Annotated in this window: 22 protein-coding genes; 15 read left to right on the forward strand and 7 right to left on the reverse strand. The window is 37.3% G+C overall.

Annotated features, from left to right (window positions below; genetic code table 11):
- Positions 1–2 precede the first annotated feature (2 nt).
- The 3 genes from lepA to EO117_RS03295 are packed head-to-tail and all read left to right on the forward strand — an operon-like array spanning position 3 to position 3,596.
- Positions 3–1,802: a translation elongation factor 4 gene (gene lepA, locus EO117_RS03285; protein ID WP_062403449.1), complete on the forward strand. Its 1,800-nt coding sequence runs from the start codon at positions 3–5 to the stop codon at positions 1,800–1,802.
- Positions 1,802–2,962: a radical SAM family heme chaperone HemW gene (gene hemW / locus EO117_RS03290; protein ID WP_164727480.1), complete on the forward strand. Its 1,161-nt coding sequence runs from the start codon at positions 1,802–1,804 to the stop codon at positions 2,960–2,962. Before lepA ends, hemW begins: the two co-directional genes overlap by 1 nt.
- Before the next feature lie 40 nt (positions 2,963–3,002).
- Positions 3,003–3,596 (forward strand): nitrite reductase, encoded by a 594-nt coding sequence (locus EO117_RS03295; protein ID WP_126939085.1) that lies wholly within the window; start codon positions 3,003–3,005, stop codon positions 3,594–3,596.
- A 415-nt stretch (positions 3,597–4,011) separates the two neighbouring features.
- On the opposite strand, the gene EO117_RS03300 is transcribed toward EO117_RS03295, so the two are convergent.
- On the reverse strand, positions 4,012–4,371 hold the full coding sequence (locus EO117_RS03300) for a hypothetical protein (protein ID WP_126939086.1): 360 nt from the start codon (positions 4,369–4,371) through the stop codon (positions 4,012–4,014).
- 754 nt (positions 4,372–5,125) lie between these two features.
- On the opposite strand from EO117_RS03300, the gene hrcA reads away from it, so the two are divergent.
- The 11 genes from hrcA (at position 5,126) to EO117_RS03355 (ending at position 16,612) form a co-directional block, all read left to right on the forward strand.
- Positions 5,126–6,139, forward strand: coding sequence for a heat-inducible transcriptional repressor HrcA (gene hrcA / locus EO117_RS03305; protein ID WP_126939087.1), 1,014 nt, complete (start codon positions 5,126–5,128; stop codon positions 6,137–6,139).
- A gap of 11 nt (positions 6,140–6,150) precedes the next feature.
- Positions 6,151–6,654 carry a nucleotide exchange factor GrpE gene (gene grpE, locus EO117_RS03310; RefSeq protein WP_126939088.1) on the forward strand — a complete coding sequence of 168 codons (504 nt, stop codon included), beginning with the start codon at positions 6,151–6,153 and terminating at the stop codon, positions 6,652–6,654.
- A 54-nt stretch (positions 6,655–6,708) separates the two neighbouring features.
- On the forward strand, positions 6,709–8,535 hold the full coding sequence (gene dnaK, locus EO117_RS03315) for a molecular chaperone DnaK (protein WP_126939089.1): 1,827 nt from the start codon (positions 6,709–6,711) through the stop codon (positions 8,533–8,535).
- 18 nt (positions 8,536–8,553) lie between these two features.
- Positions 8,554–9,741 carry a molecular chaperone DnaJ gene (dnaJ, locus tag EO117_RS03320; protein WP_126939090.1) on the forward strand — a complete coding sequence of 396 codons (1,188 nt, stop codon included), beginning with the start codon at positions 8,554–8,556 and terminating at the stop codon, positions 9,739–9,741.
- 24 nt (positions 9,742–9,765) lie between these two features.
- A complete protein-coding gene (locus tag EO117_RS03325) occupies positions 9,766–10,647 on the forward strand; it encodes a 50S ribosomal protein L11 methyltransferase (protein WP_126939091.1) in 882 nt (293 codons plus the stop codon).
- Positions 10,648–10,659: 12 nt separating this feature from the next.
- Positions 10,660–11,400, forward strand: coding sequence for a 16S rRNA (uracil(1498)-N(3))-methyltransferase (locus EO117_RS03330; protein ID WP_126939092.1), 741 nt, complete (start codon positions 10,660–10,662; stop codon positions 11,398–11,400).
- Between the two features lie 7 nt (positions 11,401–11,407).
- Positions 11,408–12,715, forward strand: coding sequence for a tRNA (N(6)-L-threonylcarbamoyladenosine(37)-C(2))-methylthiotransferase MtaB (gene mtaB, locus EO117_RS03335; protein WP_126939093.1), 1,308 nt, complete (start codon positions 11,408–11,410; stop codon positions 12,713–12,715).
- A gap of 40 nt (positions 12,716–12,755) precedes the next feature.
- Positions 12,756–13,433 (forward strand): DUF4357 domain-containing protein, encoded by a 678-nt coding sequence (locus EO117_RS03340; protein WP_126939094.1) that lies wholly within the window; start codon positions 12,756–12,758, stop codon positions 13,431–13,433.
- Positions 13,434–13,514: 81 nt separating this feature from the next.
- Positions 13,515–13,865, forward strand: a complete 351-nt coding sequence (locus EO117_RS03345) for a histidine triad nucleotide-binding protein (protein ID WP_126939095.1) — start codon at positions 13,515–13,517, stop codon at positions 13,863–13,865.
- Between the two features lie 16 nt (positions 13,866–13,881).
- Positions 13,882–15,393, forward strand: coding sequence for a beta-Ala-His dipeptidase (gene pepD, locus EO117_RS03350; protein ID WP_126939096.1), 1,512 nt, complete (start codon positions 13,882–13,884; stop codon positions 15,391–15,393).
- A 223-nt stretch (positions 15,394–15,616) separates the two neighbouring features.
- Entirely contained in the window at positions 15,617–16,612 is a 996-nt protein-coding gene (locus EO117_RS03355; protein ID WP_126939097.1) for a site-specific integrase, read from the forward strand.
- 240 nt (positions 16,613–16,852) lie between these two features.
- On the opposite strand, the gene EO117_RS03360 is transcribed toward EO117_RS03355, so the two are convergent.
- Positions 16,853–17,170, reverse strand: a complete 318-nt coding sequence (locus tag EO117_RS03360; RefSeq protein WP_126939098.1) for a LysM peptidoglycan-binding domain-containing protein — start codon at positions 17,168–17,170, stop codon at positions 16,853–16,855.
- A gap of 197 nt (positions 17,171–17,367) precedes the next feature.
- Here EO117_RS03360 and lexA point away from each other — a divergent pair, with 197 nt between their 5' ends.
- A complete protein-coding gene (gene lexA, locus EO117_RS03365) occupies positions 17,368–18,048 on the forward strand; it encodes a transcriptional repressor LexA (protein WP_126939099.1) in 681 nt (226 codons plus the stop codon).
- A gap of 143 nt (positions 18,049–18,191) precedes the next feature.
- Here the strand turns inward: lexA and EO117_RS03370 are convergent, their stop codons facing one another.
- The 5 genes from EO117_RS03370 to recN all read right to left on the reverse strand — a co-directional run bounded on the left by EO117_RS03370 (position 18,192) and on the right by recN (position 23,403).
- Positions 18,192–18,764 (reverse strand): GNAT family N-acetyltransferase, encoded by a 573-nt coding sequence (locus tag EO117_RS03370; RefSeq protein ID WP_164727481.1) that lies wholly within the window; start codon positions 18,762–18,764, stop codon positions 18,192–18,194.
- A 128-nt stretch (positions 18,765–18,892) separates the two neighbouring features.
- Positions 18,893–19,777 (reverse strand): 4-hydroxy-tetrahydrodipicolinate synthase, encoded by an 885-nt coding sequence (gene dapA / locus EO117_RS03375; RefSeq protein ID WP_126939101.1) that lies wholly within the window; start codon positions 19,775–19,777, stop codon positions 18,893–18,895.
- 24 nt (positions 19,778–19,801) lie between these two features.
- The gene (locus EO117_RS03380) at positions 19,802–20,833 is read right to left on the reverse strand and encodes an aspartate-semialdehyde dehydrogenase (RefSeq protein ID WP_126939102.1); all 1,032 of its coding nucleotides are present in this window, start codon (positions 20,831–20,833) and stop codon (positions 19,802–19,804) included.
- Between the two features lie 90 nt (positions 20,834–20,923).
- Positions 20,924–21,718: a 4-hydroxy-tetrahydrodipicolinate reductase gene (dapB, locus tag EO117_RS03385; RefSeq protein ID WP_126939103.1), complete on the reverse strand. Its 795-nt coding sequence runs from the start codon at positions 21,716–21,718 to the stop codon at positions 20,924–20,926.
- An 8-nt stretch (positions 21,719–21,726) separates the two neighbouring features.
- Positions 21,727–23,403 (reverse strand): DNA repair protein RecN, encoded by a 1,677-nt coding sequence (recN, locus tag EO117_RS03390; RefSeq protein ID WP_126939104.1) that lies wholly within the window; start codon positions 23,401–23,403, stop codon positions 21,727–21,729.

Below are 23,403 nucleotides of genomic sequence, written 5' to 3' on the forward strand. Positions count from 1 at the left end.
TCATGAGTACATCACATATTCGTAATTTTTGTATCATTGCTCATATTGACCATGGTAAGTCCACGCTAGCGGATCGTTTAATCGAAGAAACGGGGTCTTTGACAAAACGGGAAATGCAAGCCCAAGTCTTAGACTCCATGGACCTAGAACGGGAACGGGGCATTACAATTAAAGCCCAATCCGTTCGTTTATTGCACACCGCAAAGGATGGACAAGAGTACACATTAAATTTAATCGACACACCGGGTCATGTTGACTTCAGTTATGAAGTATCACGTTCCTTGGCAGCTTGCGAAGGAGCCTTGTTGGTGGTTGATGCTGCACAAGGTGTAGAGGCGCAAACTTTGGCCAATGTCTATTTAGCATTGGAACATGATTTGGAAATCATTCCTGTCATTAATAAAATTGATTTGCCAAGTGCAGATCCTGAACGTGTAAAACGTGAAATCGAAGATGTTATTGGATTAGATGCATCTGATGCTATTTTGGCCAGTGCTAAGTCTGGCATTGGTATTCAGGATATCTTAGAAGCCATTGTAGAGAAAATTCCTGCACCACCAGATCATTCTGATAAACCAGCACGTGCCTTAATTTTTGACTCTCGCTTTGACTCCTACAAAGGTGCCATTGCATACGTGCGTGTGCAAGAAGGGTCTTTGAAAGTAAAAGATACCATTCGTATGATGCACAGTTCTAAGGATTTTGAGGTCACTGAATTAGGTGTATTTACACCGCATTTATTACCAGTCCAAGAATTACCATGTGGCTCTGTAGGCTGTGTAGCGGCAAGTATTAAAAATGTTCGTGACTGTCGTGTAGGGGATACTATCACAAAAGCAGATAATCCAGCTGAAGAACCATTACCAGGATACCGCAAAGCCGTGTCCATGGTATATTGTGGTCTATACCCAACAGATTCCAAAGATTATGAAAACTTACGGGATGCCTTAGAAAAACTAAACCTAAACGATGCTGCTTTAGAATACGAAGCAGAAACATCCTTGGCACTAGGCTTTGGATTCCGTTGCGGTTTCCTTGGATTGTTGCATATGGATGTCATCCAAGAACGATTGGAACGGGAGTATAATCTATCCTTGATTACGACTGCTCCAAGCGTAAACTATAAGGTATACAAAACAAATGGGGAAGTCATCGAAGTGGATAACCCTGCTAAATTACCGCCACCAACTGAAATTGACTATGTAGAGGAGCCATATGTAAAGGCAACCACTATCGTCCCTAAAGATTATGTGGGAGCCATTATGGAACTTTCACAGGACAAACGCGGGGAATACATCAGCATGGAATACATTGATGAAAGCCGTGTATCCATCGTATACCACTTGCCGCTAGGGGAAATCATTTACGATTACTTTGATAAATTGAAATCTGCTACGAAAGGCTATGCATCCTTGGACTACGAATTGATTGGCTACCAACAATCTCCAATGGTAAAAATGGATATCTTGCTAAACGGAGATCCTGTCGATGCCTTGAGTATTATCGTTCACAAAGATCGCGCTCAATTACGTGGCCGTGCCCTCGCTGAGAAATTGAAAGAATTGATTCCACGTCAAAACTTTGAAATTCCAATCCAAGCGGCAGTAGGCACAAAAATTGTAGCTCGTGAAACGGTAAAAGCTTGGCGTAAAGACGTATTGGCAAAATGTTACGGCGGTGATATTTCCCGTAAACGTAAATTGCTAGAAAAACAAAAAGAAGGTAAAAAACGGATGAAAGCTGTAGGGTCTGTAGAGATTCCACAAGAGGCATTCATGGCGATTTTGAAAGTAGAAAACTAATGAATACAACTCGTATTCCAGTAGGTCAGAGGGGAATGTACATCCACATTCCCTTTTGCCGTCAAAAGTGTACCTACTGTGATTTCCCTTCGTACCAAGGTTTAGAAGACTATTTTGATGTGTACGCCTATGCGTTGCGACAAGAGATTGAATCTAGTCAATCCCTGTTGGGGACAAAGCCCTTCGATACGATTTACTTCGGCGGTGGAACACCGACTGTGTTGTCCATTAAGGAATTGAATCGTATATTAGAGACAGTGTACAAACAGTACACCATCAACAGCGATGTGGAAATTACTATAGAGGCAAATCCAGGTGAAGTAGACACACGGTACTTGCGACATTTATATGAGCTTGGCATCAACCGTATCAGCTTTGGTGTACAAACATTTCATGATGACCATTTGCGTATATTGCATCGCACTCATACAGCAAAGATGGCACAGCAAGCTGTCCTAGATGCACATGAGGTAGGCTTCCGAAATATTAGCATTGATCAGATCTATGGATTACCTGGGCAAACATTGGAAGATATTTCTTATAATCTAGAGATTATTCAGTCTTTGCCCATAAATCATATCTCTATCTATGGTCTGCAAGTGGAACCTACTACCTTTTTGCATCGTCAAGTCATGGACCATTCGGTTATATTACCGTCTGAAGATATATGCGAACAGATGTACGACTACCTTGTGGAAGAGTTAGAAAAACAGATGTTCGATAGATATGAAATTGCAAGTTTTGATAAAGATGGGGCTTTCAGCCGTCATAATATCAAATATTGGCATGGCGCTGATTACATCGGCTTTGGTGCTGGTGCCCATTCCTTTGTGGGAAATCGGCGCTTTCAGAACACCCCTTACGTGGTGCCTTACATCCATAAGATTGAAATGGGTGAAAGTTCATGCGTCGAGGAAGAAATCATCACCAGTCCTCGTGACTATGAAGATTTTTGCTTTCTTGCATTGCGTACGAAGTGGGGGTTAGAACCTAGTTTGTTTGAAAGTCGATTTAATTTAGACTTTCATAATATATATGGATCTGTTGTTAAAGATCTAATACGTAAACAATTGCTTGTTTATGAAGATGATGCATATCGTCTCACTAAGGAAGGGGCCAAGCATGGAAATTATGTGTTTAGTCAGTTCCTTACGTCCTAAGTAGGAATGTACGCCCATACAGTTAATTTAGGAGAGTTTTATGAAAACAGCAGTTATTTTACATGCCTTATTCAGTGAGTTCACTTTTGAACAAATGGAGGCAATCATGAACCTGGCAAAAGAACACGATGGAAAGTTCCGTATCGTTTCTACAGGTATTCAAATTTATGACATTACAAAAGAACAAAAAGCATCCATCTTGGAGCAATTACCAGAAGGAGTTGTACAAGTACAACATAAATCGGTGAACTCCATCATGGCATGCCGAGGTACAGATGGATGTAGCCATGCTTTTATGGAAACTATCCCAATGGCCACTATGGTAGACCAAAAACACTATGGTAAAGATATGCCTAACAAAATTCGTATCGGTATCAGCGGTTGTCCACGATGCTGTGCAGAGTCTATGATTAAGGATATTGGACTAGTGGGAAAACCAAATGGCTTTACCTTAGTAGCCGGTGGCACAAGCGGTGCCTTGCCTAGAAAAGCAGAACCTTTGCTAGAAGGGTTATCTCCAGAAGAAGCAGAACAGAAAATCTCGGAGCTCTTAGAATGGTATAATGCTAACGCTAAACCAAAAGAGAAGTTCGAGCATGTATTACAACGATTGGGGAATCCATTTCAGTCCTAAATCGTTACTTGTTCTGTTATGTAGCCTGTGGCTGATTAAACTGAATATACTAAAAGGAAGAGCACGGTATACTCCTCACAAACGGTATTTCATAATGTTTGTTCGGAGCACACCGTGCTCTTCTGGTGTTTGTGTAACTTAATTTGTAAAATGCATCACAGGCTACTACGCTTAACTGCGTTCATCTGTGGAGAAGGATGTATTGCTTGTTCGGAACATGTGGCGCGCTCCTTATGTTACTACGACTCAAGTAGTAACGAGTGCCACAAGATATGCTATGCATAATGGAGTTCATTTTTTGGGATATAAGTACAATAATATATAAAAAGACCAATACAACTTACATCCTTGATGTCTTGTACTGGTCTTTTGTATTTATTTTGGCTTATACATTGGATAGAATCGAAGAAGTATTTTATGCGAGGGTTTTATAATACACCCTCGCTTTTGGATTCGTAATACGTAGTTTTAATGGTTCTTCATCTTGTATGATGTATAACGTATCTTCTTCTAATCCAGTCCATTCTAATGATATGGAAGTTTCACCTGTAGTGATACCAAGTGCTTCCAATGGTGGGATATACAGCAGTCGTACTCCTTTGGGTAGGAGTGTACTACTTTTTTTTATGAACTGTAATTGGTCTCCGTGTTTTGCATAGTCCAATATCTGTGCTAATTCGTTATGATGTTCTTCGTTTATTAAACCATGAACTTGTGCTTGCTCAACATGTACAAAATTTTCAATGTCATCACGTTGTAATACAATAAATTTCATATACTACCTTTCCTTTACAGAAATCATTAATCTAAAACAAGATTAAGCTAAGGCCTAGCATCTTACAAAGCCTAATATCTTAATAGATGCCAATATATAATCGTAATATCATTATACTATCAATTCTATGATGATACAATTTTAAAAGGGAGTATACATCGATTAAATCTCACACCGAGTAGATGCGTTAGTGAGGTATATCTATATAAAGCACTATATAAGAGCTAACGTAGAGAATCACAGCAACGCTCTCCCTCAAACTACCACCAGATTGGATGTGTAGGTTGAGCATGCCAATTTAGTGCACTATGTAAGAGCTGACGTAGAAGATCAATACAACGCTCGCTCCCAAACTTCCACCCAATTGGATGCGTTGATGAGATATGTCATATAAAAGGGATACTGTATATTGATGACTTGTATGTCACGGGTTTAGATTAATTATGATATTACTAGAAGAATACGACATACTCCGGAGCAAACCTACCGTAGGATCAGTTTGTGGAGGAGTGTGTCGTATTCTTCCCTTTATAAAATTGATGGTATATATAGTGACATACAAGAGACCATAAAGATGTATTTAGTATGACATACCTCACCAAACCAAACAATCAAAAAGTTTGTTTTTTTGACTAATACGGTATTTACTGAACTTTCACCAATTTTTCACTTGACATATGTCGTAAATGTGATACTATATATCTTGTAGTTAGCACTCAACCTTAGTGAGTGCTAATAATAACGAGGTGATACTATGGATGAAAGGAAAGAGCGCATTCTGCGTGCTATCATTCAAGATTACATTAGAACAGCGGAACCTGTTGGTTCTCGTACTATCGCAAAGAATTATGATTTAGGTATCAGTCCTGCAACGGTACGAAATGAAATGGCTGATTTAGAAGATCTTGGCTTTCTTGAACAACCTCATACATCAGCAGGTCGGATTCCTTCGGCAAAAGGCTACCAGTACTATGTAGACACTTTACAGGGGTTTGAAGACGATGCAGCTGAAGATATTCCTGTAATTCAAGAGTTATGGCAGGCTCATCAACAAGAACTAGATGATTTTTTTGTAGAAATAGCAAAACTTATTTCTCGTATTAGTCATAATGTGAGTATGTTTTTAGCTCCAGCCCATGATTCATCTACTATAACCTATATCCATGTTCTTCCTATCGATGAACATAGAGCGGTCATGGTGGTGGTAACGAATACAGGTGCTTTGGATAATGAGCCAATTTATTTTACGGAACCTATTAATAAAGAAGAATTAGCTATGCATGCGCATCGATTTAATAGTGTGCTACATGATGTATCCATCCAGGATATTACGCAAGAAAACTTAGACAAAATGCGGGTAACTTTAGATTTACAAGATACAACGTATGTCATTTTCTGCGACACATTGTATCGAGCCATTGCTAAGCGAAAACTATTCTATACAATAGGAACTACATCCTTACTAGAACAACCAGAGTTTAACGATATTAAACGGGCCCAACCACTGTTAGCCTTATTGGAACAACAAGATGAGTTAACCCAATTATTAACGCCAAACTCTAGTAGTCCTATCGATGTAAAAATAGGTCACACCAATGAACTGGTGAAAGATATCAGCGTGATCCAAGCAAGTTTTAATGTTCCGCATCAAGTAGGTACTCTCGCCATTGTTGGACCTACACGAATGGAATATGGCCGTATTATGGGCATCCTAGCCTATATTAATAGGTGCATGGAAGAATTACAAGAACAGAAAAAGAAGCTGTAAAGAGGTGAAGTATGGAAGAAAATAAACTAGAAGAAACTGTCACTCCTGAAGTGGAAGTTTTGGAAGAAGAAGCTCCTGAAGCAGTAGACCCTACGAAAGAATGGGAGCAACGATACATGCGTTTGCAAGCAGATTTTGAAAACTTCAGACGTCGTACGAACCAAGAAAAAGAACAATTAGGGGTATTTGTTAAATCACATGTTATTGAAGATTTACTCCCAGTATTAGATAATTTTGAAAGGGCACTTTCAGCACCTGAAACGCCAGAAACAAAGGCTTTCATGGAAGGATTTGTAATGATTCAACAAAGCTTGATGGCAAGCCTATCAAAACAAGGTTTAGCAGTCATTGAAGCTGTGGGACAACCATTTGATCCAAATTTCCATCAAGCAATCATGCGTGTTCCAGCTGAAGATATGGAAGATGACACTGTGTGTGAAGTATTACAAACAGGCTATACTGTAGAAGGTCGCGTGGTACGGCCAGCCATGGTAAAAGTAGTTCATAATGGATAATGTATAAATAATTTTAATTAACATATTAGAAGAAGTATTAGGAGGTCATGTTAAATGGCAAAAGTAATTGGTATTGACTTAGGTACAACAAATTCTTGTTTCGCAGTAATGGAAGGCGGCGAACCAACTGTTATTACAAACCAAGAGGGAGCTAGAACGACTCCTTCCGTAGTAGGTTTTGCAAAAAATGGCGAACGTTTAGTAGGTCAATTGGCTAAACGTCAAGCAGTTTCCAATCCAGAAAACACAATTATTTCTATTAAACGTCATATGGGTACGGATTACAAAGTGAATGTAGAAGGTAAATCCTATACGCCACAAGAAATCTCTGCTATGATTCTACAAAAAATTAAAGCTGATGCTGAAGCTCATTTAGGAGAACCAGTAAAACAAGCAGTTATCACTGTTCCTGCCTATTTCACTGACTCTCAACGTCAAGCGACAAAAGACGCTGGTACAGTAGCAGGCTTAGAAGTATTACGTATTATCAACGAACCTACAGCAGCTGCCTTAGCATACGGTGTAGATAAAGGTGAAGATGGTAAAATTCTTGTATTTGACCTTGGTGGTGGTACATTCGACGTGTCCATCCTTGAATTAGGCGAAGGCGTATTCGAAGTATTGGCAACATCTGGTAACAACCATTTAGGTGGCGACGACTTCGACCAACGCATTATGGACTTTTTAATCGGTGAATTTAAAAAAGAAACTGGTATTGATTTATCCAATGATAAATTGGCTGATCAACGTTTAAAAGAAGCTGCTGAAAAAGCTAAGATTGAATTATCTGGCGTTGCAAGCACACAAATTAACTTGCCATTCATCACAGCTGATGCAACAGGTCCTAAACATTTAGACGTAACATTAACTCGTGCTAAATTCGATGAATTGACTCGTGATCTTGTAGAAGCAACTATCGAGCCTACTCGTAAAGCAATGAAAGATGCTGGTTTATCTGCATCCGACATTGATAAAGTATTATTGGTTGGTGGTTCCACACGTATTCCAGCGGTACAAGATGCTATTAAACGAGAGTTAGGTAAAGAACCAACTAAAAACATTAACCCTGATGAATGTGTAGCTATCGGTGCTGCTATTCAAGGTGGTGTATTAGTAGGGGAAGTAAAAGACGTATTGTTACTTGACGTAACTCCATTATCTTTAGGTATCGAAACTATGGGCGGTATCTTCACTCGTATTATCGACCGCAACACAACAATTCCTACATCTAAATCCCAAGTATTCTCCACAGCAGCAGATAATCAACCTTCCGTTGATATCCACGTATTGCAAGGGGAACGCGACATGGCAGCAGCTAACAAAACATTGGGTCGCTTTGAATTATCTGGTATCCCAGCAGCTCCTCGTGGAGTACCTAAAATTGAAGTTACTTTCAACATCGATGCGAATGGTATCGTAAATGTAAAAGCAAAAGATCTTGGTACTGGTAAAGAGCAAGCAATTACTATTACATCTTCTTCCGGTTTGAGCGATGAAGAAATTGATCGTATGGTAAAAGAAGCTGAAACACATGCAGCTGAAGATAAAGCAAAAAAAGAAGAAGTAGAAGTGAAAAATAATGCAGATAACTTGGTATACCAAGCCGAAAAAGCGGTAAAAGACTTTGAAGGTAAAGCTGATGCAGCCCAATTAGAAGCTGTAAAAAAAGCGACAGAAACATTAAAAGCATCTATTGAGTCTGGCGATATTGAGAAAATCAAAGCTGATAGCGAAGCATTGACAGCTCCTTTATATGAATTGTCCTCTAAAATGTACGAACAAGCGCAAGCACAAGGCGAACAAGGTGGACAAGAAGCTCCTAAACAAGATGATAATGTTGTAGATGCTGACTACACTGTAGTTGACGAAGACAAAAAATAATAAGAAGGGACATAGGTAATGGCTCGTGATTATTATGACGTCCTTGGCGTCAACAAAAATGCATCTCAAGATGAAATAAAAAAAGCTTTTCGTAAGAAAGCACGTCAATACCATCCAGACGTAAATCGTGACAATCCAGAAGAGGCTGAAAAAAACTTTAAAGAAGTGAATGAAGCCTACGAAGTCTTGTCCGATGACACTAAAAAAGCTCAATATGATCAATATGGTCATGATGCCTTTACTGCTGGCGGAGGTAACTCCGCTGGTGGCTTTGGCGGGGGCTTCGGTGGAGGCGGATTTGGCGGTTTCGGCGGTGGCGGTGGATTCGAAGATATTTTTGGAAATATCTTTGATATGTTCGGCGGTGGCAGTGGACGTGGTCCACGTGGTCCAGAACGCGGTGCTGACTTGCGCCAAGATGTACGCATTTCATTCCGTGATGCTGTATTCGGCACAACGATGAAAGTGAATGTACAACGCCATGAAGAATGTGACCATTGTCATGGTACTGGTGGAGAACCAGGATCTAAAGTCGAAACATGTCCAAACTGTCACGGATCTGGTCAAGAAGCTGTCATCCAAAACACACCATTAGGTCGCATGCAAACTGTACGTACATGCTCTCGTTGTGGTGGACGTGGTAAAGTGATTGAAAAACCATGTAAAGTATGCCGGGGGCAGGGTCAATCTGTTAAACGTCGGGATATTGAAATTAAAATACCAGCAGGTGTTGATGATGGCGCACGTTTACGTGTGTCCGGTGAAGGTGAACCAGGTACATTAGGTGGCCCTAAAGGTGACTTGTACGTTTACATTTATGTATCTAGAGATAAAGAATTTGAACGCAATGGTAACGATATTGTGATTCGTCAAACTATTTCGTTCTCACAAGCTGCACTAGGCGCTACTATACAAGTTCCCACATTAGAGGGTAAAGTGGAGCTGAAAATCCCAGAAGGTACACAAACAGGTACAGCTTTCAGAATTAAAGGACAAGGTGTTCCTTATTTACGTCAACCAAGCCAGCGTGGCGATCAACACGTGGTGATTACTGTAGAAACTCCGAAAAAATTGACGGACAAACAACGTCAATTGTTAGTGGAGTTTGCTGCAGAAAATAAAGAAGACGTAAATACTTTAAAAGTGAATAAAAGCATATTAGAAAATTTAAGTGATAAGGTGAAACAGTTATTTTTCCAAGATTAAAACTTGGTAAGTAAGGAGTCATCTATGAAATGGATAGAAATATCCATTACTGTAGAAACGGCAGTCATTGATGAAATGGCTGCCATTTTTAATGATATAGAAAGTAATGGATACATAAAAGAAACAATGGAAGATAATCCCAACCTAACTCGTTTGACCATCTATTTAGGGACAGATCATAGTGAGATAGAGTGGGCAAGGATACTAGAAACAGCATTACAAGATGCTAATATTTTCTATGAAGATATGAAATGTAAAACTGTAGATGACGAGCAATGGTATCATAGTTGGCAACAATATATTATGCCCACACGATTGTTACCACACTTGGTAATTTGCCCCTCTTGGCAAAGCTATGATACCTCTAAAGACCCACATGCTACAGAACAAGATGTGGTGATGACCATGGATACAAAGCTATCTTTTGGTACTGGTGACCATGAAACGACAAGGAATTGTGCAACTTTACTGGGTAAATATATTCATACGATTCCAGTACCTTTAGGAGAGCAGGTATGTTTAGATATTGGTACAGGGACAGGAATTTTATTGATGGCCGCTCATCATTTAGGGGTATCTAACTTAGTAGGCATTGACCTAGAAGAAGAGGCGGCTATACAAGCGAAAGAAAACTGTGATAGTAATGGAATCAACGCTACTATCATTCATGGTAATCTAAGTGATGACTTTCAAGACAAAGCGCATCTCATTGTAGCAAACCTTACTGTAGATCCATTAAAAATTTTATTACCTATGATTAGGGAAAAACTACACGATAATGGTATACTAATAATAAGTGGTATCGTAGACGATCGGTATGATGAAATTATGCCGTATATTACCGACTACTGGACTATTATGGAAGAAATGGTAGAGGGCCCTTGGCATACCTTTGCCTTAGCATAAGATAGGAATACTATGAAAAAAATATTTATTGATGGCATTATAGATGAAACTATCCAGTTACCTGCAGATACAGCACATCATCTCTTTCATGTATTGCGCCATTCTACAGAGGAACCTTTTATTGTGAGCAATCATGAAGGACATACAGGTGAATATGTATTAACATCTGAAGAATCAGATATATATATGGCGAAACGATTACGTACCATTGACGTGTCTACATCAGCTACGAAAGTAGTGTTAATTCAATCCTTTTTGAAAGGCGATAAGTTCGAGTTTTTACTACAAAAGGCTACGGAATTAAACGTGCATCACATCTACGGTGTATCTTCGGTCCATTGTGTAGCCCAATATGATACAAAAAAATTGAGTGCAAAAAAGAGTAGATGGGAAAAAATTATCATAGAAGCAAGCCAACAATGTGGTCGCTTTGATGTACCTACATTAACAGTAGAACAGTCACTTTCAGAGGTACTGCAAACCTTACAATCTGATGAGGGAGTTCTCTTGTTGGGCGCCTATGAACGAGAAGATGACAAGACAATCAAAGATATTTTACAAACTCAGTTACATACTAATTCATACCATACCATAGCCATTTGCATTGGTCCTGAAGGTGGTTATAGTCCTACTGAAATGGAACGATTAGAAGCTTGTGGAGGCCATAAGGTTAGCCTAGGTTCCACTATATTGCGAGCTGAAACAGCGGCTTTAAGTGCTGTGAGTATGATTCAATATGAATTACTAGATTAGGAGTCTCATGAAGACAGTTGCATTTACTACCTTAGGGTGTCGTGTCAATCAATATGATACGGATGCCATGAAAGGTTTATTTATAAAAGCAGGATATACACCTGTTGGTTTCGATGAAGAAGCCGCTATTTATGTGATTAATACTTGTTCTGTAACAAATATGGGAGAGAAAAAATCACGCCAATTAATTCGACAAGCAAAACGCCGTAATCCAGAAGCATTTATCGTAGTCACAGGCTGTTATGCCCAATTGGCGCCAGAAGTGATTTCTGCTATCGATGGGGTCAACCTTGTGATCGGTACAGCGAATCGAAATAAAATTGTAGAATTAGTAGAAAATATTCCATCTACAGAAGAACAGATTTCCATCGTTCGTAATGTAATGGAAGAGTCTACCTTTGAAGAAATGCCTTTATTTGGCAATGAAATTGAAAAATGTCGGGCTTTCATGAAGATACAAGAAGGGTGTAATAATTTCTGTTCCTTCTGTATCATTCCTTATACACGAGGAAAATTAAAGTCTAGAAAAATTGAAGACATCGTGGAAGAAGCAAAACGCCTGGTTGCTTATGGGTATAAAGAGGTTGTCCTCACAGGGATACATCTCGGTAACTATGGTATTGAACTACCTGAGCGACCAACCTTAGGCCGTGTTGTGCGTGAATTATTGACCATTGATGGCTTAGAACGCATTCGCTTTGGTTCTATTGAATCTGTAGAAGTATCGGAAGAATTAATCGAGTTAATGGCAACGAACCCTCGTGTATGCCCTAACCTACATTTGCCATTACAAGCAGGATCTGATCCAGTGTTAAAAGCGATGAACCGTCACTATAATTTGCAACAATACAAAGATTTAGTGAAGTATTTACGTAGCCGCATTCCAAATCTGTCCATTACGACAGATATTATCGCCGGATTCCCAGGGGAAACAGACGAATTATTTGAGGAAACCATGCGTACAGTCAAAGAAGTTGGTTTTACGCATATTCATGCCTTCCCATATTCTATTCGAGAAGGTACGCCAGCTGCTAAGATGGAAGAGCAAGTTCCAGAAGCCGTGAAAAAGACACGTGTAGCCTTATTAAATCAACTTGGAAAGGAAGGCTTTAAAGCCTATGCCAATCGTTTCTTGAATCAACCTGTAAAAGTTCTAATCGAACAAAGCGATGACTTTTATTACTACGGGCTAACCAATGAATACGTACATAGTAAAATACCTAAACAAGACCATGCATTTAACGTAGGAGATATTGTAAATGGTGAAGTAACAGAAGTACATAGTGATGTAGTTTTGGTAGAGATTACAGGGTAATTATATTAGATTCCAGTACTTATTTTATTAAGGGGGATATATGGCAAGAGGAATTTTATATGTAATGACAACAGTCGTAGACGGCTTAGTTAAAATAGGTAAGACTGGTATTGATAACTTTGAATCTCGAATGAATACATTAGAGAATAATGGCTATCGGAATGTAGTAGGTTTAAAACGAAAATTTGCTATTGAAGTAGATGATTATGATGAAAAAGAACTTTTGTTAGATGATATATTTAGTAAAAGTCGACTTCACAATACAGAACTATTTGCACTTGATATAGAGTTAGTTATCCAATTATTATCTTCCTTTGATGGAAAGCAGGTTTATCCTACAGATCAAGGTAAAGATGTTGTATTTGATAATGCTACTAAGGCTAGAGCTGATAATTTAGAAAATCAAAGTTATCAAAATATTCCTGACGGATTATATCATATCGATCAAAAAAGAAAAGATATTGGATCTATATATGGTAAAATGTTGGTGGATAATGGTAAATTTATTGTATTAAAAGGTAGTTCATGTCCTCCTTCTAACTATTCCTATGCTAATGAGCTAAGAAAATCAGCTGTGATAAAAAATGGTATATTAATAGAGGATATAGTGTGTAAATCTCCATACGCTGCTGCAACTTTAGTAAGGGGATTGTCTACAAATGGTTGGACAAGCTGGAAAAATGAATCAGGGGAAACACTAGATAAGTTTAGAAAATAATAATAGACTACATAGAAAATATTTGATATAGTAAACATATAGTATGTAAGTATCATACAGTATACAAGAAAGGGGATTCCCATGAAAGAAGATTGCTTATTTTGTAAAATTATTAATAAAGAAATTCTAGCTAAGGTTGTATTAGAAAATGACAAATTTTTAGCATTCCATGATATTGCTCCAGTAGCACCAGTTCATGTCTTGATCATTCCTAAAAACCATGTATCTAACATTGCTCATTTAAACGAAAATAATGAAGCCTATGTGGAAGGTATCTTACCATTCGCCAAATTGGTAGCAAAAGAATTAGGTTTAGCCGCTGATGGATACCGTTTAACATTAAATACTGGCGCCAAAGCAGGTCAAACTGTATTCCATTTACATGCTCATTTATTGGGCGGTAAAGAATTAGGTTGGCCAAATATCGACTAATCTAGGAGGCAACAGAGTGTCAATCAATCAAACTATTATGAATCAATATAATGTGGATAATATTCTGCATTACTTTCAAGAAATTGCTAATATCCCTAGAAAATCTGGACATGAGCAAGCGATTTCCAATTATATTAAATACTGGGCTCTAAATTTGGGATTAGATGTGTTTCAAGATGAACACTATAATCTAATCATAAAAAAAGCCGGCACAGAGGGATATGAATCACATGAACCAGTCATTTTGCAAGGTCATATGGACATGGTGTGCACGAAATTAGAGTCTGTAGAGCATGACTTTATTAATAGCCCGATTGCTTTGGATGTAGAGGATGGTATCTTACATGCCAATGGAACTACGTTAGGGGCAGATGATGGATTTGCAGTAGCCTATGGTATGGCTATCTTAGTTTCCACAAATATTCCACATCCTCCATTAGAGGTAGTATTCACGGTAGAAGAAGAAACTACTTTCAAAGGTGTTAAAACATTAGATTACAGTCATTTACAAGGCAACCGTCTCATCAATATGGATGGGGAAAGCATGAATGAAGTGACTATCGGAAGTGCTGGCGGTCATGGATCCACTGTGACATTACCAATTGTCCCCGTATCTGTAAATAATGAGATGACAAAACGAAGAATTACTATTGAAGGTTTACAAGGTGGTCACTCTGGATGTGATATTCACTTAGGTCGGGCTAATGCTATATATATTTTATCTAAAGTATTAGAACGAATTACTGTTGAGCACAATATTCGTGTCACAGAAGTGAGCGGTGGTAGTGCGCCTAATGCCATACCATTACGTGCCTATGCTGACGTGTATCTACATTTACAGGATGTACCATACGTGCAAGTTTTGTTACAAGAAGAACAAGAAAAATGGAATACACAGTATGCTAAGGCTAATGAAAATATATCAATTTCTTTATCTGTTGTGCCTAAAGTCGATCGTGAAGATTTAGTAGAATTAGACTTAGAAGCCATCACCATGGAACGTGCTTTTAGCAATGACACAGTACAAAAGCTTTGTGAACTGATTCAAGGAATTGAACAAGGTATATTACAGCATGCTCCTGACAATCCGAATGAAGTATGGTACTCTAATAACATTGGTGTTTTGGGTATGGCGGATGGTGCTGTATACCTTAAAATGCAAGTACGCAGTACAGATGCTAAGAATTTAGAGGCTCATTATACAGGCTTAGAAAAATTAGTACAAGATTATGGTGCTTCTGCTAACCAAGAAGCAGAGTATCCAGGATGGCTACCAACATTTGATAGCCCATTGCAAAAATCCTATCAAAAGGCTTATGAATCTGTGACCGGTGCTAAAGACTTACAGTTCAATGTAATCCATGCAGGTCTTGAAGTTGGCTACATGCTAGATAACTTACAAGGCCCTGTAGATGCTATAAACATTGGTCCGAACATTCATGACTTGCATGCGCCTACAGAACGCATGCAATTAGAAAGCTTTGTTACAACTTGGAACATTCTAAAAACATTCCTAGCATCTCTGTAAGTATACTGTTACAGTCCATATGGTATTAAACAAATAACGTTACATGTGTTAGCATATAGTTAATACTGATCTATGCTAGTACGTCACAAAAATAGCATATTTGCCATTTATTTTGGCCTATGATATAATTACTTCCGATAACGATATATTATCGGAAGTAATTTTTTAGTTTAAAATAGCAATATAGGTACCAATACCTCGATATAGAACATTTGAGGCGCTTATGAATCAATCTAACACACACTTCTATTTACGCAATTATAAAGAGATTATGAACAATTCTAAACTTAGTGACAAGGCTAAGTCTAGTATTCTATTATCTAAAGCAGAAAATACTGTAGATGCTTATGAATCTGATTGGATGGATTTCGTCGATTGGTGTCGACATAAACAGGAATCCTTTTTTCCGAGCTCACCAGAAATTATCGTCAATTATATCAATGATTTAGCCGATTATGCTAAGGCTAATACCATATCACGTCGTATCAGCGCTCTATCGGAAAATTTTAATGCTTCAGGTATTGAAAATAACCCTTGTAGCGCTCCTATCGTTAAGCAAGCCATGCGAGGTATACGTCGATCCTTAGGGACATATCAACAAGGTAAAACTCCTGTATTACTGGATGATCTTATGGATATCATTGACTATATGGAAACGGCCGATATAGCACCTATACAAAAGCTCCGTGATAAAGCTATTTTATTATTAGGCTTTATGGGGGCCTTTCGGCGTAGCGAATTATCTGCATTAACAGTAGAATCTTTGAAATTTTTGCCAGAAGGTTTAGAAATCTTCGTATCAAGTTCAAAAGCTGACCAAGAAGGTCAAGGTGCTATCGTTGCCATACCCTATATCGAAAATGAAAACTTATGCGCCGTGAGATCCCTTAAAGCATGGTTACAATTCGTTCCTATTACAACAGGGCCTATCTTTAGAGGGTTTACAAAAAATATGAGCATACGGAAAACTGCTATCAGTGATAAAAGTATCGCAGATATTGTAAAATACTATATGTCAGCTATAGGCGAAGATCCATCCTTATATGGTGCGCATAGTTTACGTCATGGCTTTGCTACTACAGCAGCCCATTATGGCGTAGAAGAACGAAATATTATGAAACAAACACGACATCATAGTGTCAATATGGTACGACGGTATATAAATGAAGCCAATAAATTTGTAGATAACCCTATATCTTCTATGTTCAATCGTAAATAGTGCCATCTTAATTAACTACCTACAACTTAATTCCGTTATGTATACTGAGTCTATATATAGTAATTATATAGTTATACATATAAAATATATAAAACAGGAACTTAAATGGTTTATTTCTTACACTAAAAGAAGATAAAAGAAGACTGCATACCCTAATATTATTCATGAGGGTGTACAGTCTTTTTATTCTATCATTCAATATATATTTCAATATCTTATCGAACATACATATACTATTATTTAATTATTTGCCCAAGCTGTAATAAAACCGAACATAGTTTTTTCTTTCAATGTAGGAATCATTAAAGTTTCTCCAGCACGTAATGCTTTACCATGTTGTAAGTGATTAATTTCTTCGATAGCTACAATATACTCACGAATATCAATATCCTCTGTTTGAGCTAAGGCCTTTTGAGATATACTCCATAATGTATCACCGGCATCTACTTGTACAGCTTTAATATTTTGAGTATCCATCTCTAATCTTGTTGTGTTAATCATACTATTCACTACAAATACCATGGCTACCATTAGTAAAATAGAAAATAATTTATGCATAATATATACCTCTCTCTAATAATATCGAACAAAATAAATAGCACATCTGTTTGCTTATGTGCATATTTTAACACACATACAAACGTTCGGTCAAGTATAATTTTTTAGAACACATATTTGACAATTTTCGATATTATATTTATAATAGGCTTATATAAATTAAGTTCCATCGTACTGTAGAATGAGAGGTTATTCCATTGAGACGTCCAGCAACTGATATAAATAGTAAACAACAAAGAATATTAGATTTTATTATTGAAAGCTTACAACAGCGCTATCGCTGTCCAAGTGTTCGTGAAATTGGCGATCATATGGGCTTAAGCTCCACTTCTACTGTTCAAAGTCATTTAAATACATTAGAAAAATTTGGCTATATTACTCGTGATGCTAATAAAAATCGCTCTATCACTGTTGTAAACATGCCTGATGTACCTGCTTTAGAGATAGATGAAGAAACCCACGAGGTTACTTCAAGTCCTGAATTTAACTTCTTAGAGGCTGGTCTACGTCGAGTTCCTTTAATTGGCACTGTACAAGCAGGACTTCCTGTAACAGCTATTGAAAACCGTGAAGATGAGTTTGTCCTACCTACTACCTTATTAGGTAGCTCTGAATGTTTTTTATTACGCGTTCGCGGTGAATCTATGCGTGATATCGGTATGTATGAAGGTGACTTGCTGATTGTACGTAATCAATCCACCGCTAATAATGGTGATATTGTGGTAGCTCGTATTGATGATGAAGCCACAGTAAAACGTTTCTATAAAGAATCTGATCATATTCGTTTAATGCCGGAAAATGAAGAGTTTGAACCTATTATTACACGAAATTGTGTCATTGAAGGTCGTGTAATTGGACTCATTCGTGACCATATTTAAAAAGTATATAAGTAAGTAAAAAGTAGAGGGTGTATTCAGCCCTCTACTTTTTACTATACAACCTCAGACAGGTTACTTTTAACTATAGCTTAAGTATATACTATTTACATTTTTTTATATACGATCTGTACTATTCATAAAGATTACAATTGGGCAATATCTTTAAAATATCTAATAGGCTCTATTGGAGTAGTATGGTCTTCTAGTTCCATATGCATCCATACAATGTCATACCATGTATTAAATTTATATCCTGCTTTTGGGAATCGTCCTACTTCAGAAAAACCTAAATACTTATGATATGTATAACTTGAGCAATCACAAAATTGATCATCTTGTAATGGAACTGTAATACATGCATATACACTAAGTATACCTTGTTGTTTTAAATAGTTAAATAAATGAGTATATAAATGACTTCCAATACCTAGATCCCGATACGTATGATGAACATAAATAGATGTTTCTACACTCCATTCATAGGCTTTTCTGTCTTTCAATATATTGGCATAGGCATATCCTACTAAATTGCCGTCTACTTCCGCAACTAAATACGGATATCTCTGTATAACGTGCTTTATCCTTCTAGTAAATTCTTCTATAGTGGGTACCACATATTCAAATGTGATTGCTGTATTTGTGATATAGTATTCATAAATTTTTAGTATGTCTGGTATATCAGATAATTGTATTGGGCGGACATTGATATCTTTCATATTGTACCTCTTAGTATTAAATGTAATGTACACAAAAACTATTTTAAACATATGTATATACAAAATAGTGCAGTTATATAAATGAAAAGATAGTAGTCGATGATGTGACTACTATCTTTTTCTAATTTTTAGTGTTTATAAGATTCTATAGCTGTATCAATAATCTGTGATTCCTCTACAGATGGATCACACAAGGGCAATAATAAAGGTCCTGTACTGAAACCTAATTGCTTCATTGCATATTTTACAGGAATAGGGTTTGTTGTAATAAACATTGCTTTTAGAATAGGTACTATTGAAAGTTCAATAGCTCTTGCCTCTTTTACTTTATTATCTTTAAATAATGCTATCATTTCTTGCATTTGTTTTCCTACAATATGAGAGGAAACAGAAATAACACCCACTCCACCATTTTGTAGTACATCTAATGTTAATGCATCATCACCAGAATAAATCATAAAGTCATTATTTGGTAGCAATTCACGAATCTGTTGGGTGATTTTGATATCTCCTGTAGCTTCTTTAATAGATGTAATATTAGGGCATTCCTTAGCTAATCTAGCTACTGTTTCCGGTTCTATACGGCCACCTGTTCGACCCGGTACATTATATAGCATAACGGGTAAATTAGTACTATCTGCAATAGCTTTAAAATGTAAATAACAACCTTCTTGATTCGGCTTATTATAATATGGTACTACAGCCATCACAGCATGAACACCAGTATGACTAGCAGCCTTTGTTAAAGCAATCGACTTTTTGGTGGAATTGCTACCTGTATTGGCAATAATGGTAGCACGATGACCATACTCTTTAGCGATTAATGTAAATAACTCAAGTTTGTCACGGTCATCAATATTGGGACTTTCACCGGTAGTACCGCATACAATTAAACCATCAGAACCATTGTCCAATAAGTGTCCAGCTAGACGCAAGGCTTCTTGAAAATTTACATGACCATCATCAGTAAAAGGAGTGATCATAGCTGTTAAGACATTTCCAAATGTTGTCATCTTAGCACCCCCTAAAATGTATAATTAGAATGATTGATGTTCTACTAAGTATTCTGCAATTTGTAATGCGTTTAATGCAGCACCTTTACGGATTTGGTCTCCTACAATCCAGAAATTCATAGCATAGTCATTAAATAAGTCTTTACGAATGCGGCCAATTTCACAATCATTCTGATTAGATGTGTATAAAGGCATTGGGTATTCTTGTGCAGCTGGATTATCGTTTACTCGCAAACCTGGGAATTTTTCACAAGCAGCTTTGAAATCCTCTACAGATACGGGAGACTCTGTTTTTACTAGTACAGATTCAGAATGAGAACGGTATACTGGGACACGTACTGTAGTCGGTACTACTTCGATAGAATCATCATGTAATATTTTTTGAGTTTCCAATACCATTTTCATTTCTTCTTTAGAGTATCCATTTTCCATGAATACATCAATTTGCGGAATTAAATTAAATGCGATTGGATAATGTTTATCCATAGATCCAGTAGGCAATAAATTAGCTACCATCTCTTCCCCAGCAACATGTTGAGCCACTTGGGAATCTAATTCTTCAATTCCTTCTTTACCTGCTCCAGATACAGCTTGGTATGTGCTGACAACAACACGTTTAATTGGGGATAAATCATGCAACGGTTTTAATCCTAATGCCATGATAATAGTGGAACAGTTAGGGTTAGCAATAATCCCTTTATGTGTATCAATATCTTCTGGATTGACTTCAGGCACTACTAATGGAACTTCTGGATCCATACGGAATGCACTAGAATTATCAATTACAATAGCGCCACGCCTAGCAGCTTCTGGAGCTAATGTTTTAGAAATAGAACCACCTGCAAATAAGGCAATATCAACACCTTCAAAAGATTCTGGTTTTGCTTCTTCCACCACATAGTCTTTACCGTCTACTTTCAATACTTTACCCGCTGAACGGGCAGACGCTAATAACTTAATGCTTTCATAAGGAAATTTACGCTCTTCAATTAATGTAATAAATTCTTGTCCTACTGCACCAGTAGCACCTAATATGGCTAAATGAGGTTTTCTCATAGTAACTCCTTAATATAAATTACTTAATTATAGTTATATGTATTATACTATTTAAGTTTTTCTTTAGCAAGAAATACATAGAATATAACATTATAGATAATGTTCTAATCCATATGTTAATCCGACATAATCTTTAATTTTTTTACAAGCTAATACCACACCAGGCATAAAGGACAGTCGACTTAATGAATCATGACGAATTACCAATGTTTCATCATAGCCACCAAAAATAACTTCTTGATGTGCTACATACCCTGGTAAACGAACACTGTGAATGGTTACATCATCGACTTTAGCACCACGAGCACCTGGTAGACTCTCACGAGTTAAATCTTCTGCAGCTTTTACATTGGCTGCTTGCTTTGCATCATTGATCAATTTAGCTGTTAATACAGCTGTACCAGAAGGTGCATCGTATTTATGATTATGATGTAGTTCAATAATCTCCACATCGGGGAAATACGGAGCTAGTTCTGCAGCAGTTTTCATCATCATCACTGCACCTAATGAGAAGTTAGGTGCTACTAAACAATTAGCACCATGTGCTCTACCAATGGAATCTAGCTCTTTACGGTGTACTTCTGTAAGACTAGTTGTACCAATCACAACGTGAATCCCTTTTGATAACATAAATTTTGCATTATCAAAAATAATTGCTGGTGTTGTAAAGTCCACAATCACATCTGGATGTACGGCTTCAATACCTTCCTCTAATTGACTGTATATTTTACAGTTTAACGGACTAGTACCTATGAATTCACTAACATCTTTACCACCATGGCTAGGATCTACCCCGCCCACTAAAGTTAACTCTGTATCATTATGAACAGCTTTTAGCACCTCACGGCCCATTTTACCAGCTGCTCCATTAACTAAAACTTTCATTGTTCCTCCTAGAATGACTCCTGTTGAAAGTATTGAATCATTTCTTTTGCTGTATTTATGGCTGTATCTGAGAAAGATTGCCCTGACATCATACGGGCAATCTGTGTAACATGTTCTTCTTCTGAAAGAATAGTCACTTTAGAAATAGTTCGCCCCTCTTCTTCTACCTTATGTAAATGATAATGTTGTTTTGCTACACTAGCAGTTTGAGGTAGGTGTGTAATACAGAATACCTGATTATCTGAACTTAATTGAAGAATTTGTTTAGCTACTTGTAAAGCAATATCACCACTAATGCCTACATCAATTTCATCAAACACTAAGGTCTTATGGGTTGCTTTATTAAATACTGTTTTAAAAGCTAAGGCAATACGTGCTAACTCACCGCCAGAGGCAACTTTATGTAGTGGTAATAAAGCTTCTCCTGCATTAGCAGAAAATAATAGTTCTATGCGGCTAGCTCCTAATGGAGATAAGGTTTCAGTACCTTCTATGACAAATTCTAGCTTTGCTTTGGGCATACCTAATTGAATTAAGTTCTTCTGTAAGGCATCGGTTATCTCTTTATGATGAACATGACGAATCTGTGTAAGAGACTGTAACGCTTGTAATGCTTGCGTTTTTAGTGTTTCTACACGCTCTACTAGCTGTGATTCTTCACTTTCATGAGATTCTAGTAACTCCAGTCGAGTTTGCGCTGTTTCTTCAAAGGCAAAAATACTTTCAATGGTATCTCCATATTTACGTTTTAAACTGTAAATAAGTGTATCTCTTTCTTGTAAGTAAAAATAACGCTCTTCATCATAGCTAATAGAATCACGGTATCTATCTAAAGCTTGACCAGCTTCTTCTAATTGATAATAGGCGGATCGCAATAACTCAGCTATTTCTTCCATGTCTTTATCATATTTTACAAGATCAGTCACTTCATTAGTAACACTGTTTAAACCATCAATCAGGGGAGTTCTGCCCCCATAGATACCATCATAACAACTAGAAATGGTAGATTGAAGATGCTCATAGTTATCCAATCGCTCTAATTCTTCCGATACTGCTGTATCTTCATTTGGCTGTAATTGGGCTTCTTCAATTTCATCAATCTGAAACCGCAACATATCTAATTCACGAATTCTTTGTGCCGACTCTTCACGCAATGTTTCTAATTGTCGCTTTGCACTGGCATAATCAGTATAGGCTGTTACGTAATTTTCATAAGCCTTCGTGGCATCATCATTATACGTATCTAAATAGATATGATGTGTTTCTGGTAATAAGAGCTGTTGGTTACTATATTGACCATGAATATCTGCTAAATAGGTGCCGATTTCACGTAATGCCTTCAATGGAATCACTTGGTCATTTGCTAAAATTTGTGATTTACCGTTTAGATTAAAAGTTCTAGATAAGATTAAAGTGTCTTCTTCCACTAAAATGTTTTTATTTACTAACAGTTCTTGTAATACGCTATCTCCAGCAATATCAAAAACACCTTCAATGAGAAAAGAGTCCTTCTCATGACGAATAAATTCACTACTAGCTCTTTCCCCTAATAGAATGGAAAATGCATCCATCAAAATAGACTTACCTGAACCTGTTTCTCCAGTAAAAATAGTGATGCCCTTGGTAAACTCTAGCTGCATATGTTCGATGAGGGCAAAATTTTTAATCCCCATGCGTACTAGCAT

Origin of the sequence: Veillonella sp. VA142, from assembly GCF_003992135.1 — a bacterium.
Taxonomy (GTDB): Bacteria; Bacillota; Negativicutes; order Veillonellales; family Veillonellaceae; genus F0422.